Annotated in this window: 11 protein-coding genes; 3 read left to right on the forward strand and 8 right to left on the reverse strand. The window is 59.1% G+C overall.

All coding sequences use genetic code 11. From position 1 onward, the window contains the following. Nucleotides 1-79 precede the first annotated feature (79 nt). Entirely contained in the window at nucleotides 80-1,663 is a 1,584-nt protein-coding gene (locus J3485_RS19895; RefSeq protein ID WP_206956058.1) for a cyclic-di-GMP receptor FimW-related protein, read from the forward strand. 34 nt (nucleotides 1,664-1,697) lie between these two features. Here J3485_RS19895 and J3485_RS19900 read toward each other — a convergent pair whose 3' ends face one another. Continuing rightward, on the reverse strand, nucleotides 1,698-2,288 hold the full coding sequence (locus J3485_RS19900) for a recombinase family protein (RefSeq protein WP_206956059.1): 591 nt from the start codon (nucleotides 2,286-2,288) through the stop codon (nucleotides 1,698-1,700). 1,086 nt (nucleotides 2,289-3,374) lie between these two features. Here J3485_RS19900 and J3485_RS19905 point away from each other — a divergent pair. After that, on the forward strand, nucleotides 3,375-4,118 hold the full coding sequence (locus tag J3485_RS19905) for an OmpW/AlkL family protein (RefSeq protein ID WP_206956060.1): 744 nt from the start codon (nucleotides 3,375-3,377) through the stop codon (nucleotides 4,116-4,118). A 98-nt stretch (nucleotides 4,119-4,216) separates the two neighbouring features. On the opposite strand, the gene J3485_RS19910 is transcribed toward J3485_RS19905, so the two are convergent. Continuing rightward, complete coding sequence (locus J3485_RS19910; protein WP_206956061.1) at nucleotides 4,217-5,683, reverse strand: methyl-accepting chemotaxis protein; 1,467 nt, start codon at nucleotides 5,681-5,683, stop codon at nucleotides 4,217-4,219. 457 nt (nucleotides 5,684-6,140) lie between these two features. Here J3485_RS19910 and J3485_RS19915 point away from each other — a divergent pair, with 457 nt between their 5' ends. Then, on the forward strand, nucleotides 6,141-7,343 hold the full coding sequence (locus J3485_RS19915; protein WP_206956062.1) for an amino acid aminotransferase: 1,203 nt from the start codon (nucleotides 6,141-6,143) through the stop codon (nucleotides 7,341-7,343). Nucleotides 7,344-7,552: 209 nt separating this feature from the next. On the opposite strand, the gene J3485_RS19920 is transcribed toward J3485_RS19915, so the two are convergent. The 6 genes from J3485_RS19920 to J3485_RS19945 all read right to left on the reverse strand — a co-directional run bounded on the left by J3485_RS19920 (nucleotide 7,553) and on the right by J3485_RS19945 (nucleotide 18,837). Then, the gene (locus tag J3485_RS19920; protein ID WP_206956063.1) at nucleotides 7,553-8,617 is read right to left on the reverse strand and encodes a DMT family transporter; all 1,065 of its coding nucleotides are present in this window, start codon (nucleotides 8,615-8,617) and stop codon (nucleotides 7,553-7,555) included. Between the two features lie 68 nt (nucleotides 8,618-8,685). Continuing rightward, on the reverse strand, nucleotides 8,686-10,191 hold the full coding sequence (locus J3485_RS19925; protein WP_206956064.1) for a pentatricopeptide repeat-containing protein: 1,506 nt from the start codon (nucleotides 10,189-10,191) through the stop codon (nucleotides 8,686-8,688). Between the two features lie 661 nt (nucleotides 10,192-10,852). Beyond that, entirely contained in the window at nucleotides 10,853-11,572 is a 720-nt protein-coding gene (locus J3485_RS19930) for a hypothetical protein (RefSeq protein WP_206956065.1), read from the reverse strand. 633 nt (nucleotides 11,573-12,205) lie between these two features. Continuing rightward, on the reverse strand, nucleotides 12,206-14,161 hold the full coding sequence (locus J3485_RS19935) for a leucine-rich repeat domain-containing protein (protein WP_206956066.1): 1,956 nt from the start codon (nucleotides 14,159-14,161) through the stop codon (nucleotides 12,206-12,208). Nucleotides 14,162-14,223: 62 nt separating this feature from the next. Beyond that, entirely contained in the window at nucleotides 14,224-16,548 is a 2,325-nt protein-coding gene (locus J3485_RS19940; RefSeq protein WP_206956067.1) for a leucine-rich repeat domain-containing protein, read from the reverse strand. Between the two features lie 1,332 nt (nucleotides 16,549-17,880). After that, nucleotides 17,881-18,837, reverse strand: a complete 957-nt coding sequence (locus J3485_RS19945) for a LysR family transcriptional regulator (RefSeq protein WP_206956068.1) — start codon at nucleotides 18,835-18,837, stop codon at nucleotides 17,881-17,883. Nucleotides 18,838-18,902 lie beyond the last annotated feature (65 nt).

An 18,902-nucleotide genomic window follows, 5' to 3' on the forward strand; every position in this document is an offset into this window, starting at 1 on the left:
AGTGTCTCGCCATCTGGCTATCGTTGCTGCGAGCTTTACCCGGTGAGTCGAGATATGACCATTGGTGCGACGAATATCCGTGCGCAAAAAGTTCCATCGAGAATACACGGCCCTGGTAGGCAGGGTGAACCGGAGAGTCTATGAGCTTCAAACATCGTACTTTGCTGGCTGCTTGCCCCAGGCGCTGCTGGAGAGAAGCACGATGACGCCCGGCGGTGAAGGCGAGGTTATGGGGTTTGCTCAGGCGGCGCCTTCTTTGGCGGTTGCCGACGAAGCAAAGATAGCAATCGCGACCATGGAGCGCGTGCTGGCTCAATTGAGCGAGCTTCAGGACGACGAAACAAGCGCCTGTGCGAAGCAGCTTCAGGTATTGGTTGATGCGTCGATCAGTGCGTGTTGCCTGCTGTGGCAGTACTGTCAAGCATCCGATGCTACAGACGATGTGCGCGAGCAAGTGTCCGCTGTTGCGTGCGACCTCAGTGCCCGCTTACTGCGGACATATTTGGCCCGGGTTCGTGCGCTTGAACAACGAATGTTGGCCAGTCTCAGCGCGCAGTGGGCCGGCGTATTGTTGCGCTCGATGACGACCGCGCGTTGGAGTGCTCGATGGTCATGGCTGCGCTATGAGCGTCCATCTGAGCAGTTCTGGGCGTTTTGCGCTTATATCTACGAAAACGCCGAGCGTGGAGGCGTTGCCCGCACCGAATCCCAGTTGGTGGCCGGCCAAGATCCCGTATCCATTGAGATGGAATACCTTGCGCTATTGTTTGCACAATGGATCAACCCGCTTTCTCTCTCTCCGACGGCATACTTTCTCGTCGAACGCGTTGTCGATTCCTGTCGCAGGGATCTCTCGTTTAGTCCGCTGGAAGGTCCGGACAACGACGAGATCGTGGATCTGGACACCGGGCGGGTCGTGCTGCCCCAAAATGCCATTGCGCCTCGCCGTAAGAGCCGTCATCGCTATGTGCCGCTCGGGCGCTTGCGAGACCGAGTGCGCGCGCAACTACTGCAGGTTAGCGAAGATCGGGCGGCGAGCGTTTTGCTCGATGCGATCGCGCAGATATCGCGCACGGTTATCGGACACCAGCAACGGCATCTAGTTCGTCTGGGATACCGGACCAATATCGTGCGTACCGTTCATGCCACGTTCGGCTATGAACAAATCATGGCCACCTGGGAGGCAGCCGATGCTCAGGTAGCGCAACCTTGGGGGCATGAATGTATGTTGCGCGATCGTAGCATTCAGGGATGTAGGCTTTTCGTCCCATTCCCCAAGGTCAGGATCGGCATGCTGGTTGCGGTTGCGGGCGTGTTCGGCGCCGAGCGTGCGTTGGGCGTCATTCGCTGGCTGACGCGCGCGGGTACGGACAGTTGGGAAGCGGGAGTGTGGTTGTTGCGAGGCACGATCTCCGTTCTGCAAGCTCAGCCGCAAGAGGGCCTTTGGCCCGAAGGGCAGGTTATGCATCCTGTCATGGTCGTCGATACGGAGGAGGCCGAATATAACGGTCTAACGCTCGTTCTACCCAAGCACAGTTGTAAGGCGCAGTGCTCTGCGGAATTGATTACGCCACAGGCACGGCTTCGGTTTCTGCGGCGCAAGTATCTGGAATCAGGCGTCGATTTCGACTTGGGACTATACGTTGCGGAGGAGATCGCGTAGAGCGAAGCTCGCGCGTTGCTGGTTGATAGTCGATTCAAGCTAACGATGAACAATGAACGTTGTCGGTTGCTTCAGCGGCGCCTTGAGACAATGAACGCCTTAGCGTTCGGTGATGGACATGGAACGTTTCTGCAACGAACGTTTCGGAATGATTTCGTAATAATTCCTTTGCTTGCGCGCATTGCTCTGGGGTGAGCGCTAACGGACGCCCAGGCTTGCTGCCACGCTGACGTGCTGCTGCAACGCCGGCGCGAGTGCGTTCGCTAATCAGCGAACGCTCGAACTCAGCGAGCGCGGCGATCATATGGAACATGAACATGCCGGCCGGTGAGTTAGTTTGGATGCTCTCGGTGAGGGAGGCAAATTCAACACCGCGCGCGCGCAACCCGCTCATCACTTCGACCAAATGGCCGAGCGAACGTCCTAATCGGTCAAGGCGCCAGACGACGAGCGTGTCGCCCTTTTGTGCAAGGCTCAATGCCTCTTTGAGTCCGGTTCGATCAAAGCGGACACCGGATATGCCTTGATCAGTCAAAACGCGGTCACAGCCAAACGTATTCAAGGCGATTAGCTGCAAGTCAAGATGCTGTTCTTCTGTCGATACTCGAGCGTAACCAATTTTCATGATGTTATTTGTCGAGTCGTAAAGAAATGCGCGTTGCGTGAATATTTATGATATGGTCTTGCTCGGGTGATATGGATTTCACCTGAAATTTAACAGTACAAATCTATATTTCGCCCAAGAATTCTTCTTGGAGAAATATTTGACTCTAAATAGCATGTCGTGTGGGGACTCGGTGGCGTAGATGTGGCTGTTACTACTCGCTGTGAATTCCCTGATAGCCGCACCGATGCGATCCAGTTGGTTAGTGCGAGCTGCTCCTGATGGAAGGTGCCTTCGCACACAGCGACGCACTCCCATATGCCGCTTGGCATACGTTCCTGAAGTTCAAACATGATGAGTGTCCAACATAACGCTGGGACCCATTGACAGATGGGTGCATCGAGTCGATCCACATGACGGTAAATTCAGTCTGATAACTCGCGAATAAAATTTTCGGCGGCATAGCATCCCGCGAGTACCGCTTCTTGTCGATCAGTGAACGGTACGCCATCTGCCGCATTTAACGTGAAGGTAACGGACGTGGATGATCTGGGTGGGCGGTGAATCTGAACCCTGCAGATGTAGTTTTGTTGTTGCTCCATCGACACACTTCGTTGCGTAGGAGAGACGAGAAGTGGGGCGATGGCGATTTGGAAGTCGCGATAGCGATAGAGGCTCTGTGTCATGGCGCTGCCTTCTCAAGAACATTACGTGTGATCATGGTAGGCAGAGGTGCTTGATGACGGGGGTGTGCAACTATGAAAATTTATGATCAACTATTTTTATAGTTAGGATTTTGTTAGCTTTCCGGGGGGTGGGTGGTAGGGCGAGCGGAATTGCTCATGCGTGGCTCGATCCCGCCCCGATCTCCTCCTTGTCGTGCAACGTGCTTGATGTCGCGCTCATCTGCCGACGCTAGCTACCGTGTACCTGCGCATCTAACGAATTGCGTACCGATTGACTTCGTTGCTCACTGCTTGGTTTGTTGTTATGACATGCTGATTTCTGAGATAGCGGCGCGCGACAGGTTCGTTACGGATCGAGTGAGTTGAAAATTTGCTTCGAGAAACAGAGGAGACCGCCATCGTGAGATGCCGAGTGCAAGTCTTGCTTTTGGTTTTAGTAGGGATGGGATTTTGCCGAGCGGCTTTGGCACAAAACGCAGGCGATACGATTGTCTCGGTCGGTGGTGCTTGGATAGACTTCGCCTACTCATCATCGTCCAATTTTCAAAGTGCCTCGGCGATTGGCGATGTCGTCTCCCCGGGAACTAACGCGCAAATTCACAATGCCGTGACAGGTGAGTTTCAGTTTACGCATTTCTTGTCAGGCCACGCCGCGGTTGAACTCATTATGGGTTGGCCTCCCACACTGAATATGTATGCGCAAGGCAGCGTTGCCCCTCTAGGTGCTGGTGGTCCGCAACTGCCACTTGGTAATTTTCAGCCGCTCGCTAGTGCCAGTGCATGGGCACCGATGGTGCTATTCAAATATTATTTTTCCGGGGCGCAAGCGCGCCTTCGCCCGTTCATTGGATTTGGGGCCAACTACACTTGGTATTCGAATATCGGACTGAATTCGGCGTTTGAACAGGTTGCTCAACAATTTGCTGGTGCTGGTGGTAGTGTGCAGTCTTCTGTCAGCCCATCGTGGAATCCTGTTGCTGAGGCTGGATTTTCCTACCGGCTGGCTGATCGCTGGTTTGCTACGGCCACACTTTTGTATATGCCTACGCGCACCAATGTGACGATCACTTCCGTTGAGGTTAATGGCGTTGCCACGCTGACAAGTAAGACCCGTCTCGTAGCAAATCCGATTATTGCTTATCTTGGCGTTGGATATCGATTCTAAGGGAAGATTATTTGTCCCAGGGCCATCTATCTGAACGTCTGATTTGCCGTTACCATAGCACCATAGATACAGGTTAATGAGTTCGGCCTTCGATCAACTCACATCGATACAAGCGGCGTTCCGCGCAACAACAAATCGGGCGCAAACGCCACGCGAACGCATCCCCAATGCTGGCCTTCGACATGGATCGGTAGCGATAACACGCAGGTGACGTCGCCCGTATCGCGAACATACGTTTGCAACAGATGATGACTGCGGGACATCGCCGCGCGTTTGCCCGTATCGTCGGCAAAGATGCGCTTGTGACGACTGTGTGCCAGATCGATGTGCGGATCGCCGGTCATTGGCGCGGAGAAACGTCGATGATGCGCCGGCATATAGCAGTTGCAATCGTAGGCGACCGCGAAAATCAATCCCTCTCGCGTTTCGAGCATCGCGTCGAAGAGTTGCTGCAACTCCGCTTCGACCGCTTCGTCGTACGATGTCGTGTACTTTTGCGGCGAGGTGCCGGGCACCTCGCGGTAATTTCGGTCGAAGATGTCGATACCGCTTGCCGCTGCTTTGCATAAGTACCGCTGCACTCGATCGCGAAAGGATTCCGAATCCGCTAGCAAGGCATCGTGGACGCTGCCGGGAAGGCGCACCGTCGAGCCGATGCCGTGTAGATTTTCCGTTTCATCGCGCAGCACGACACTGCTAGCCTTCGCACTCGACATCGCATCGGCGACCGTGATCGACCGTTCGTGCATCTCGCGAGACTGAACGGAAAGCGATGCGTTTGCGCGGTGGACGTCCTCGAATGCGCGTCCCACGTGCGCCATGTTGCGGTCCGTCGCTTCGAGCTGAGCGACGACGTCGGCAAAGCGGTCGACGCTATGGTCGATGACCCGCGAGCACTCATTGCTGTCGCTGTGCACGCGCTCGATTTCTTCGCGGAGCCGTTTGATGTCGGACGATATCAGGCCGGCGATGGCGGCGATCGATTGGTTCGCGTCCTGCACGCGCTGCGCGAGCGCCTTCACCTCGGCCGCTACGACTGCGAAGCCGCGGCCGGCGGGGCCCGCGCGCGCCGCCTCGATCGACGCGTTGATCGCCAGCAGCTTCGTCTGTGCCGATACGCCCTCGATGAGTTGCACGACATCGTGGATCTTGGTCGTGTTGCGATGAAGGCCGCTGATGTCGTCGGCAACTTGCCCCAGCCGTTCGTTCGCGGCACGGTTGGTCACCGAGACGCCTGCGAGATCGCCGTGGGCGTTGCGTATCGCCTGAAGATTGGCGGCCGTCGCGTGACACACGGTGTCCACGTAGGCGCGCGCTTCATCGACGACGCGCGTCACTTCCATGGCTTGGCTATCGGCACCCGTTGCGAGTTCGAACTGTTCTTGCGCGAGCTCGGCCGTTGCGACGATGCATCGCCCGAGCCGAGCCGACTCCACGCCGATGCGCGTACTTGCGCTGCGCAGGTCTTCGATCATGGCGGTGCCGAGCCCTTTCTCGCTCCACATCCACGCGCCGATCGCGGTTCGCAGCTTTGCCAGCAAGCTTTTTCGGCCGTCGGTATGCATGCCTTTCGGCGAGCGTGAGGGATGGGGTGAAACTGGCGGCATTGGATTTTGACTGATCGAACCGTGATCCATACATCCTTCCTTGCTATGCCGACGCGCGTTGGCTGGATCGCCTGCGCGCTACCGGTCATGGCTCTTTCGGGCGGATTGTGAAAGGGGCCCTCGCAAGGCGTCCAGGGAGAAAAATAAATCGGACGCATAAAAAAAATGAATGTGATGGTCGAGCGGGGATATGCGACATGTCCGCGGGCGATAGTTTGCGTTTCTACTCCTCAACGCCGGCTGCGGCGCAATTTCTGCCTCGAAATCAGTGTTTCCCCGTACCGCTTATGAAATTTTATTTCCCGGGCTCGACCCTACACTGTGCACGCACCCGGCGCATGCGGAAGGGCGCCCGGAAATGGGCGCTTTCCAACTGGCGTACTATCCATCCTCTTTCAATCAAGCGACATCGATCATGTTCGAACACGTTGACGCCTACCCCGGCGATCCTATCCTGTCCCTGAACGAGAATTTTCAGAAGGACCCGCGCGAGGACAAGATCAACCTGAGTATCGGCATCTATTTCGACGACGACGGCCGTTTGCCTGTCATGCAGGCAGTACGCGAGGCCGAAGGGGCCATGCTGTCCGACCTGGGGCCCAAGCCGTACTTGCCGATGGCGGGCTTGGCCCCCTATCGCGATGCCGTGCAGTCGCTCGTATTCGGGCAGCAATGCGCCGCGCGTACCGAACGGCGTATCGCGACGGTGCAGACGCTCGGCGGCTCGGGCGCGCTGAAGATCGGCGCCGATTTTCTGAAGCGTTATTTCCCGCAGGCGCAAGTTTGGGTCAGCGATCCTACTTGGGAAAACCATCGTTTTATTTTCGAGCGCGCCGGGTTCGCGGTGAACACGTATCCGTACTATGACGATGCAACCGGCGGCCTGAAGTTCGATGCCATGCTGGCCGCGATCGATACATTGGAAAAGCGCAGCATCGTGGTACTGCATGCGTGTTGCCACAATCCGACTGGCGTCGATTTGACCAACGCGCAATGGGAACAGTTGATCGCGGTATTGCAAAAGCGCGAACTGCTGCCGTTCGTCGACATCGCTTATCAAGGATTCGGCACCAGTCTCGAAGACGACGCATTCGCCGTACGCGAACTCGCGCGCCGCGGGATACCCATGCTGGTTGCAAACTCATTCTCGAAGAATTTCTCGCTCTATGGCGAACGTTGCGGCGGGCTCAGCGTGCTTTGCGAAAGCGTGGACGAAGCCGATCGCGTACTCGGCCAACTCACTAGCGCCGTGCGTTCGAACTACAGCAATCCGCCGACTCACGGTGCAAAGATCGTCACCAAGGTTTTGACGACGCCGGCGTTGAGTCAGATGTGGCGCGATGAGTTGTCCGCGATGTGCCGGCGGATCGCCGATATGCGCGTGGCGATTCACGATCGCTTGAGCCGACACATCGGCGGCGAAGCCCTTTCGCGCTACGTCAAGCAACGCGGCATGTTCACCTATACGGGGCTCGACGCCGAGCAAGTCGATCGTCTGCGCGAACAATACGGCGTGTATATCCTGCGTTCGGGCCGCATGTGCGTAGCCGGCTTGAACGAGCGCAACGTCGGGCCGGTAGCGGATGCGATCGCGCAGGTCCTTCCGAACGGCGCTTGACCTAGACGATAGGCATGCAGACGACAGAAATCGAATGCATTGCCGCATCGAAAGACGAACCTATGCATAGGAAAGGTATTTAGCTACATGACACTTCTCAAGACACTCTCTCTCGTCTGCCTGGCGGCTATCGCGGCTTCGGCTTTGCTGCACTATCTGCTTGCGCATCCGCACCTGTAACGAGGTTGTCCGTCCTCGTATCGTTGCCGCTAGTGCGAGTGACGATGGTGAATGTCCGGGTAGTGAGCATGCGTATGCGCGATGGCCGCGTGACGGTGCGGATGCGTATGCGGCTCCGCCCCGTCCCATTCGAAATCATGCTCGTGCTGATGATGTTGATCGTGGCGATGTCTATGGGTGTGCTGCAATGGCTCGTGCGTGTGGGCGTGTTCGTGCCGTTCGCGCAGATGCAGCCATACGCCGATCGCCATTAGTGCAGCCGCGCACCAGAATAGCGGCGACGGCATGGCGGGCCACAGTGCAAGCGATAGCGCCACGCCGAACAGCGGAGCCACGGAGAAATAAGCGCCCGTGCGCGCGGTGCCCAGATTGCGCAGCGCGACAATGAACAGCACGAGGCTTACGCCGTAGCCGGCGAATCCGGTTGCCATTGCCGCAGCCGCTTGGCCTACGCCGGGCGCGGATGCCCCGAGCAAGTGTGCGATGACGAGATTGACGGGCCCCGCGACGAGGCCCTTCAGGCAGGCGATCACCATAGCGTCGTTCGTCGATACCTTGCGCGTCAGATTGTTGTCGATCGCCCAGCACACGCAGGCGCCGGCAACCAGTAACGCACCGATAGGAAGACCGGTAGCAGCGCCGCTTTTCCACGACAGCAAGACTCCGCCGGCGACGATTGCAACCATGCCGAGAAAGATTTGCCGGTCAACGTTCTCGCGAAATACCACCCACGCGATGATCGCGGTGAATACCCCTTCGAGATTGAGCAGCAACGAACCGGTCGCGGCCGGCGTGCTGGTCAGTCCCAACATCAGCAGCGCGGGCCCGGCGACGCCGCCGGCGATGATCGCACCGGCGAGCCACGGAATTTCAGTCTTTTGAATCTTGCTTTCGTGGTGCTGTGCCTGCTCCGTACGGACGGCGCGCCGCGCGAGTATCGTCAGCCCCAGGCCGACGCCGCTTCCCAGATAGAAGAGCCCCGCCAACATGAAAGGGGACAGCGTACCCAGTAAAAGTTTGGCTAGAGGGGTAGTCGCGCCGAACAGGGCGGCGGCGAGCAGGGCGGTCAGCGCTGCGTTCAAGCGGGCATGCATGAGAATTCTCTGTGGGGTGTCAGGCAAGAGAAGAGCATACAGAAATGCTCGCGCAAAGCGTACCTCCCTCATGGGGCCGGCTGCGCCGGAACCAGCATGCCCGGATTGTTCGGCGATACGGCGTACAGGTCAGGCTTTTCGCCATTCAGTGCCGCCAGCACAGCGTTCTTCACTGCGTTGCCGCCGTGTTGACCGACGATATATTTCGTCCGCCCATCCGAATGTCCCATGGCCTTGTGATAATTGAGCAGCGCCACGGCCAGCGTTGCGGCGATCCCCTTGGGCCGGACCGACGGCGGCGGATTCAGGAAGACGCGGTCCGCGTGGAAGTCCAGCGTGTTCGTCGCCGCGTCGTAGCCTGCGCTCGCCCGAAACACGCCGTCCTGAATGGCCTGTCCAACGAGGCGATGCGCTTCCTCGGCGCGCTTCGCGTTCGTGCACGCCGAGATCGTCACGCTGTAGGCGATGGCTTCATGACTCGCCGGCGTATCGTTCGCCGCAAGCGCTCGGGCTTCCTCTAGAAGCCCGAGCGCTTCGCTCAGCCGATTCGCCTTTGCACATGCCAAGATCGCCGCGTTGTAGACGATGATGTCCGGTTGCATCGATCGATCGCGCCGCGCCAGTACTTTCAGTTCTTGGAGTAGGGCCAGCGCCTCGTTCGCCCGGCCCGCTCTCCCGCACGCCGAAACCGCGGCGGTGTAGGTGAGGACGTTTGGATGCATCGCTTGATTCTGTCGAGCCAAGGTTTTCAATTCGCCGAAAAGTTTGAGCGCCTCGTCGGCCTCGCCTTGTGCTTCCCACGCCGAAATCGCCGCGGTATAAGTCACGACGTTCGGATGCATCGACGCATCATGCTCGGCCAGCCCTTGCAGTTCCGCGAGCAGCTTCGCGGCTTCGGTCCCGCGGCCCGCTTTCGCGCACGCCGAAATCGCCGCGGTGTAGGTCATCACGGAAGGCCGTATGGCGAGTGCCTTGAGTTCGCCCATGAGCCCGAGCGCCTCGTCCGCGCGACCCGCCTTTGCGCATGCGGAAATCGCCGCGTTGTAAGTGATGACGTTCGGGCGCATCGACGCATCCGTCCGCATCTGCGCTTTCAGATCTGCAAGCAGCGCTAACGCTTGGTCCGGCCGGCCGGCGTTTCCGCACGCGGAAATCGCGGCGTTGTACGTGGCGAGATCCATGCGCATCGACGGATCTTGAGTGGCCAACGCGTTGAGTTCTTCGAGCAGGCCGAGTGCCTCGTCGGCGCGCCCGGCCTTGACGCACGCGGAAATTGCCGCGTTGTATGCGATAAGGCTCGGACGTATGCCGGCTTTCTGCACCGTCCGGAATAGGTTCATCGTCGTCTCGAAGCTTCCCGGCTGACTTAGGAGCGATGCCGTGACCTTCAGCACGTCGAGCGATGAACGCTTGCCGGCGTTGTACTGCGCGATCACCGTTGCATTCGAGCGTGTATCGGTGCCTTGAAAAGAACCTACGCCTCGGCCGCGCGTATCGCGTGCCCGAAAGCCCGACAATGCCGTGTCGTTTTGCCCACGTAGATCGTAGGCGGGGATGTTTCCCGGCGCGGGCATCGCCCGACCTGCGGCGGGGAGCAGGCGCGCGCTGCCAAAGGCCCGCTGCGATACGGCCGGCCGGGGCTCGGCGGGCCATGTGTGTCGCGCTTCATCGGATACAGCGTCGCTGCGCAGCAGAGATCTGCGCGGGTTATGCGAGCTCGGCGACGGTTGCGTGCCGGTACCGTTGCCCGGAGAGATGACACTGCCCGGCAGGACACCGCGTCGCGGAGCGGAGCGCTCGCTCGGGATGCCGCCCGCCGTGCCTGCGCGAATGGACGCAAGCGCATCGAGCGGGCCGCCGGCCGATGCGCGGGGACTGCTTGACGATGACGACCGTTTCTGCCCCTGGGGCGGTAACGACAATGTGCCGGAAGCCGTGCTCGATGGGGTGTTGGCGACTTTCGAAAGGCTCATTGACTCGCCCGCAGATACAAATAGACTTGGCTGAGGCGCTTCGAGGCAATCGCAAACATCTTCCTTCGAGGCGACCCCTGCCAGGCACTCCGGCACGACGCTGCGACTCTACCGACTTCCAAGATTGCGATGACGCAAAAAGCGAAAGTGCGATTCCGGAAACGATACGAATGAGTCTGTCGAATAAACGGCAGCGGCCCGGAAGCTTGCGCTCGGCATCTGATTCCGCACGCTGTGTCCTGCGCCGTCGGCTATGGATGGATTACCCGGCGCCGTACCGCGAATCGTCCAGGACTCCTCCCCAGAACTCATCGGGCGAAATCCTTGCGGCCCGCGCTGGCCTGACGTCCGAAGTGCCGTCTGCCGTCGCTACGTTGCTGAGCCTCGAGCGCCTACCGCTTGCACCCGCGCCGGCTAGCACCTCGATGGAGGCTCCGCTGAACCGGCTCGATCCATCGTATGAAGTGAGCCTGCGGGACGAATCGCTCGAGTAGGCGAGACGCCGTGATGCAAGCGCGCCGGCGAGATCATGGCGCTCGGACAAATGAAAGCTGCTGTCGGTAGGCGTCGAGGCCCGACTTTCCGTATAGACGCTACCGCGGCCCAACCGCCCCGTGTCGAGCGCGTTGAGGATGTCCTCGCGATCGGTCAGATGCAAGCTGCTCACGTCGGTGGGCGTGGATGCGCGGCTTTCCGCTCGAATGCTGGGCGCAGCGAGCCGCCCTCGAATACGCGCAACCTGCAGCGCGAACTGTCCCGATGGCGTGAGGCTGCCGCGGTAGCTGCGTGTGATGGTCATGGTGTCGCTGGCCACGCTCGACCCCTCATATGACGTGAGCCTGCGAGACGAATCGCTGGAGTAGGCGAGACGCCTTGACGCAAGCCCTTCCATCACGCTCCCATGCTCGGACAGATGGAAACTGTTGTTCTCGTCGAACGAACTCGCTTCCGATGGCGGATTGCCGCGGGATTGATTCGACACGCTCAAGTGGCCGCTGCTCGACCTGGATAGGTTTGGACTTTGACCTACGCTAAAGTTGTAGTCGATCCAATCGCTGCTGCGACTGTGATGCTCGCTGCTCGTTCGGGAGGAGACAAGGCTGGAATTGGCGTGCCGATTACCGTTCGCCTGAGAGAGTATCTCGACGACTCCGGCGTCTCGATCATGCTCCTGAGAGCCTACCTCGCTGGAAAATGACGAGGTCACGGAAAAGAACGACTCGTGGCTGCTTGTTCGGGACAGAACGTTCGAGGTTGGCTGAGACTGCGAGTAGGTGGAATTGACATCCGAGGCATTCGCACTGGAATACGACGATTCACTCTGCGCGTGTGGGCGGGAATCAACGCTGCGCCGCGACAAGTGACTGAGTGCGCTGTTGGTTCCGCGTCGGCTTCGCGGGGAGCCGGATGAGGACTGTTCCGTCACTCCGGCATCGTTAGCCGTATACGTGGATTGAATTTCGGATGAGCTACTGATTTTGCTGAACATAAAGATTTTTTCCTTCACTTCGAACTTGGCATTCTTGCTGCGTTACGCCGAGCGTGAGCACCTTGGTGCACAGCCGCGATCGCAGGGCGCAACGCATCGCTGACGAGCGAAAGCCCACTCGATCGGCTAGTCTTCCCTGAACATCGAAAATGCATTTTCAAACGCCTTGACCCAGTCGTTCTGCGCTTCTGACGTCGCGCCCGATGCACTCCGCGGCGGGCTCGACCAGGCGTAACTGCTGGTTGCCTGTGTTTCAGGTTCCGGAGCGGGTTGCTCCGGCGGCTTCGCCGATACCCATGCGGGTGGCGCCCATGAATGGGTATCGGCTGCCTCAGCGCTTCTTGCCGTGGATCCCGAAGTGGTCCACGGCGGCGGGCTCGGCCAGTGGCGCGCGCCGACTGCCGATGTCGAGGGCTCCGGCTGCCCCGAGGCATGAGGGCTGGATTGCGGCACGCCGAAGCTGCCGAGCGGCGGCTGCTGCGGAGTTGGCACCGGCATGAAGTGTGGCGTCGGTGCATCGTTCAGCGGCGCGCCGATGCCCGATGCGCCGCTTGAATGCTCCGCGTTTTGCAAGCGGGCAAGCTCGGCCATCAGCACGGGCGTGGGCACGCTTGCCAGCAGCGAAACTTTCTCGGCCATTTCAGCCTGCGGCAAGCTCAACAATTGAGTCAATAACGCCCCCACTACGTTTGGGGCGACCTGGGGTGCAAGCGCTGGCGGCGCATACGAATCGAGCATCGGCGCCGCTTGCGCGGCGCTTAACGGGGCCCCCATAGCCATCGAAGAGAAGGTATTCCAATTGGCCGCGTACTGCTGCGGTTGCGTTGGTGGCACGTGAGCGGGCGCGGCACCATACCGATTGCCATAAGCTGCACCCCGTTCATCGAGCCAAGCCCCTGTTCTCTCTTTCGTCCAATCCGGTTGCGCTCCGTACGCGCCGGGCCCCGGCACAGGTTGCTGCTGACCGACACGTTCCATGCCGAGAACCTGTCCGGGTTCGGCGTGTTCCCTGAAGTAGTCGAGCACCGAATAGATCGAATCGCAGTCGGGATCGAACTGCCCCCGGACGGGGGGGCGTTCCTGCGTACGCAATGGCCGATCGCCGACATCGATGCCACGCCCGGGCAGCAAGCGGCCCTCCTGCACCAAACCTTGGCGGATTTGCGTCCCCTCGGTGTCAACCACAATATTGCCGGCGGCATTCTTGAGGAAATGGTCGTTGTATCGGCTCTCATATTGGAATCCCTCGAAGTCTTTCGGCAAACTCACCATGTTTCCGTTTTTCTTGAGATGCAGAGTGAGTTTCTTCACAGGCAGGCCAAATTCCAGAGAGCCGAATGTGGCGGGCAACGCTAGTAAATTGTTGTCATTCAGATCGAGTTTCCGTAGGCGGGCAAAGAGTGAATCCCACTTATCAGGAAGATTGCACAACTGATTGTTGTTGAGATTGATATCGCGCAGTTGCGATAGCTTGTGCATTGACGCCGGGACCTGCGAAAGTCTATTGAATCCCGCGGAAAGGACTTTGAGATTGCTCAGGCAATCCATTTCATCGGGGAACCGACTCAACCTGTTGCGATCCAGATAGAGATGGGTCAACGACGACATCTTGCCGATAGATTTCGGTAGTTCACTCAGTTGGTTGTCTCTCAGATCAAGCCTTCGCAGCCGATGCCATGTACCGAGTTCTTTCGGCAGACGCTGCAGGTCGTTCTCCTGAGCGTGCAATGTCGTGGTTCGCCTGAGCTCCCCAATTTGCTCGGGCAATCGTCGCAAACCGAGTTTCGATAGATCGACCTCGGCTCGATCCGTCAGCTCCGCGGTCTCGAGACGCTCGACCGCCTCCTTGCGCTGTTCCGTGTCGCGTCCGCACTGCGCCCAGCCGTCGAGGCTCTGTTTGAACACCGTACGCTCGCGTGGCGTCAATGCAGCCAGCGCACCATCGCGCCTTCGCGGCCGGGATGCACCGACCTCGGCCACCTGGTGACTTTGCGCACTGCGCTCGCGCGATCCCTGAGCTTGCGGAATGCAATTGACTGCGTCGGCACCGCAGAGTAGCAAAGATAACTTATTGTTTCCCATAGGAAGCTCTTCAATTGGATGACGTGCATGCCGGAAGGCGCGAAAGCCTTCCGCATGCATGTTCAGAACCCATGCGCATAACGCCAGGCTGCCCTGGCTCCCGTTTTCTGCTCCTGCAGAAACTGCTGCCAGAAGGGCTGCCGCCTGACGAACTCGGCCAGATGGCGGCCGCCTTCCCGCGTTTCCGCCTGCCGCACCTCGTCCTTGATCTGCGTTCTGACTACGTCATACCGCTCCGGGGCGGCCACGGACTTGAACATCCTCTTGAAGTCTTCGTTTCCATCCAACTGATTGCGCAAATCGTGGAGCCCGAGGATTTGCAGCTCCGAGGGCTTGCAAACGAGCGTTTGGTAGACGAGTGCGATCGACAACGGATCTTCTATGAGATCGGTTCTGCTCGGGTCCTGCGTTTTCTTCTCTTTATTGACCACTGCGACTCGCTCTGCCAGATTGCAGATGACGTGCTGGCGGAACATCATGATTCCGAGACTCCACAAATCTCTTGCGAGCAGATCTCTTGGGTGGGCTGGGTCTCGTCGATTGGCCTGGGCCTTGAGCTTTGCTTCCTCCACGTACTGTTCCAATCGCGGGCCTTGCAAGTAGATCCGCTCCCGGTGCTCCTCGGCCAGTCCCGCAAGTAAGTTCTGCTGGACCTCCTCTATGCCATGCATGTCGAGTTCGAACTGGTGCTCCGCGTCGTTGTACGCCGGCGTCGAGTAATCGAACAACGTCCTGCGATGATTCGCGGGGGCAACCGGCGCCGAATGAATGTATGGCGCGTATGGCGGTTGCGCTCCATAAGAGAGCGTAGTCAGCCGCTGAAACAACTCCGCGAGAAGCGGGGCTTGCGTGGCCGCCGATGTTTGCGGCGCAAATCCACCGAGAGGATTCGAAGAACTCGGCGGCATATTCGAGGGCGCCGCCGGCGGCGGTGTGAACGAAGGCACGCCTTCGGGCTGGCCCGTTCGTGGGTTGCTCGCGGGAACAGCGGACAGAGGTGGAGAGGCATGAGCCGGGGCGAACGTGGGCGGTTCGCTGGAAGACTCGCTGTCGACGCTCTCGACTTCCGCAAAGTGAACGGCGCGCCGCGGCGGCACGATTCCGGCGTGCTGCTGCGTAGGTGCGCCGCCGTTCGAAGGCATGGCGGTACCCGATTGTTCTTGTGACGCTTGTGTGGAAGCCACGGGTTGCGCGCCGCCCGCCAGGCGTCGCAGCAGTTCATTCAGCGGGCCGAGGTGGGTCGTACCCAGCGCCGTCTGTGCCGCAAACAATTCAGGCATGACCGGTGCCATCGTTGCGATGGGGGGCTGCGTGAACTCGGGTGACGGGCCGTCGTCGTCTGCTTCTTGCAATGCCCTGGCTTCTTTGAAGTAGAGCGGTTCGTATCGCGGTGGCGGTGGTGCATCCGCACCTCTCAAAGCAGTCAGGCGACCTGCCAATGCCATGGGCAGCGGCGTATTGCCGATATGGATCGTCGGGCCACGGGAAAGCAGCGTTCCTTTTCCCAATTGCCTGATGGTCAGCCGACGTTTCGATGCGTACTCGAACGCACCGAAGCTGCTCGGCAGCGACGTCAGCGGGTTGCCCGACACATCGAGTTCCTCGAGATACTTCAATTCTCCGATCGGCTCGGGAATGGCCCGCTCGCGGATTTCGCCCGCCTGGTAGTCGGCCAACTGATTGTTGGCGAGGTTGAGCTTGCGAAGCTTGACCAGCGCACCGACTTCGTTCGGCAACAACGCAAAGTGATTGCGCGAGAGATCGAGCGTTTCCAGGCTGGTGCAGCCCAGGATTTGCTCAGGAAGGTCCGACAGCATGTTTCCGCTGAGGGTCAGTTGCTTTAGTTTGCTAAGGTTGCCGGTCGCGGCGGGCAGGACTTTGAGTGCGTTGTGTCCGAGATTGAGCGACTTGAGTTTGCGAAGATTGCCAATTTCGGGCGAGATCTCTGCAAGCCCGTTATGTGATGCATCGAGCGACCGTAGCTGAGTCAGTTGTCTTAGCTCTGGCGGCAGCGTCCCGATCTCGTTGCGCGATAGGTCGAGCTTCTCCAGTTTGTCGAAGCTCAGCAGCGTGGGTGGAATGGCCGGCAGGTTGTTGCCCGATAGCGACATGCCCTTCGCTCCGGTAGCCGGTTCCAGCACGAACCCTGGCAGCTCTGTCAGCCCCAGTTGGTCCAACTTGAGGTTCGCGTCCGGTTGCGCTTCGTCGATCCTTTTGATGGCCTCATTTCTGCGCTCGTTAGCGTTTCTTCTTCTGTCGTTGATCCAGTTCAATGTCGCGAAATGATTCTCTTCATTTCGGCGGGGTTGAGGCGCATTCGATGCATTCGACTTCGATCCCGGCAGGCCGATCGGGATCGAAATGCTCGTTATTTTCCTGAGATACATCTTGGTTCCCTAAAGACGAAAGGGCGATGAGAAGCAGCCGGCCTGCAAAGGCCGGGCTTCTCGATCAAGCAGGTTTTCTCCGGCGCGCGGCCGGGTGGCGAGCGCTTCCTGGCGTGCCGCTTACGGCTTCGGTGGAAGCGGCGGCCGGCGCGATGGCGGCGGCGCCGATGAGGGGGCGGTGTTCAGATAAAGATCCGAGGCTGTCAACCACTCTTCGTCGCGACGGCGAACGGGACTGCTGACGGCACTGGCGGGTATGTCGACGTCGAGGCCCTCGCGTACGGCAGCCAGTCTTCGGGCTATGTCCGCTCGTTCCGCTGAACTGCTACGACCGGTCATCTCGGATGGCGCTGCTCCACGCCGGCCGAAGCGGCCCGTATCGCGTGCCGCAGCGATCGCCGCAATCTCCGAGTCGTTCAGACTGCTCGGGTTGCCGGACGCTATTGAGCGAAGTTTGCGACGTTCGCTGCTGGCCCCGGAAGACACAACGTTGGAGCTCGACGAAAGTGGGAGGTGAGAGCCACGATCCGACGACCACGAGGAGTGCGAGGACATCTGAATGTGTGACGATGGGCGGTCACCTGCCTCGGAAAGATTCTCACTGACATCGCTGGGGTGGGACGAGAGCGGGAGATGAGATCCACGATCCGATGACCACGAGGAGTGCGACGACATCTGAATGTGCGACGATCGGTGATCGCCCGACTCAGACAATGTGTCGATTGAACTGCTCGATTGATTGGATCCTGCATTCGATCGGCTATCGTTCGAGAACGACGTATTCGCAGTGACGAACGACGCGTCGCTTCCCTTCTCCGTATGGCGAACCCATGCCGAGTGCATTGACGGGTTGTAGAAGGGATTGTCCCAATGCTCCGAAGATGCATGCCGCCAGTCGGTGGCGACGGAGCCGAAGTCGCTGTCTGCCGCATGCCGCGACTGAATTGCGCTGAGTGCAGCGTTGGACGAGCGCCTGCTTCGTCGTGATTCGGGCTCGGACCGAACCGTCGTGGAGTCGTTTGCTTGAGAATAATAAGTTGATGCACCAGATGAACTGCCGACTTTGTCTGGCATGTTTTCCGTCCTTTCATTGATGACCTTCGCCGAATTTTCTGGTGAAACATTCGGCGAACCATAGCCTCCGAATTTATCGGCGGCCCCAAAACACAACGACCGGGTAGATGGCCGAGTGAATTGAGTATGTTGTCGATGTCGAATGTCGAGTGCCTTGCCGGCGAGCGAAAATAGGGCGACGGCAGCGAAACGAAAAATCGCATCGACGAGTGAGTTGCTTTTCGAAAGGATTGGGAGTGTCGTCGAGACGAGGTCACCTCACGCTGCGTAAGCGCCCCATGCGTCGCGGGGCACGTGCAACCTTTTGTCTTCCGCGAATGTTTCCTGCAGGTAGTCCAACGTTACGCTCACGCGTGGCGCCAGCAATGCTCTGTGCGGATATTGCAGGACCATCTCGTAGCTTCCAGGCTGGTGATCGCGATGGAGTACGACTTTCAGCGCACCGGAGCGAAGATGATCCCAGGCGAGATGGACGCCGACTTGGGCGATGCCCACGCCATCGCATGCCGCTCTTACGACCGCTTCGGGTGCCGACAATGTCAGCACCGCGGTTTCCGCTGGATCGAATGCGATGAGGCTGCCGTCTTCCGCCTTACAGCTCCATGGCGAAACCTGGCCATTCAAAAAGCGTCGTGCAATGAGCCTGTGCTCCCGCAACTCATGCGCAGCTTGCGGCACACCGTGGCGAGCCAGATATTCGGGCGATGCGACCAATGCCAGGTTCAAACGAAAGATCGGACGCGATACTAAAGCGGAATCCGGAATGTTGCCGCCTCTGATTGCGATATCGTAGCCGTCGCGCACGAGATCGACGATACGGTCATCGAAATCCACGTCGACGGACAATGCCGGATAGCGCGACAACAGTTCAGGCAGCACGGGCATCAATTGTTCTCGTCCGAACGCCCAGCTCGTCGAGATGCGAACACGTCCGCTGGGTAGGGCACGTTGTGCCGAGACCGTGTCGATTGCCGCATCGAGTGCTTCGAGGGCGATACGGGCCTGCCGGAGAAATGCGATGCCTTCCTCCGTGAGCTTCAGTGTCCTCGTCGTACGGTTCATGAGTCGTACGCCCAGTGCTTTCTCGAGGCTGGCGACGTTCTTACTCACTGCCGCTGAACTAATGCCGATCATGCGGCCCGCCGCTGCGAAACTCCCTGCGTCCGCGGCCTGGACGAACGAAAGAATTGCGCGGACGCGTTGCGATGAATCCAAGCCGTTCTCCCTCTTTTAGCGCGCCGGCACGCGGACGATCCGCATGCGCTTGCGAGGAGGCGTCA

Source organism: Trinickia acidisoli, from assembly GCF_017315725.1.
Lineage (GTDB): Bacteria > Pseudomonadota > Gammaproteobacteria > Burkholderiales > Burkholderiaceae > Trinickia > Trinickia acidisoli.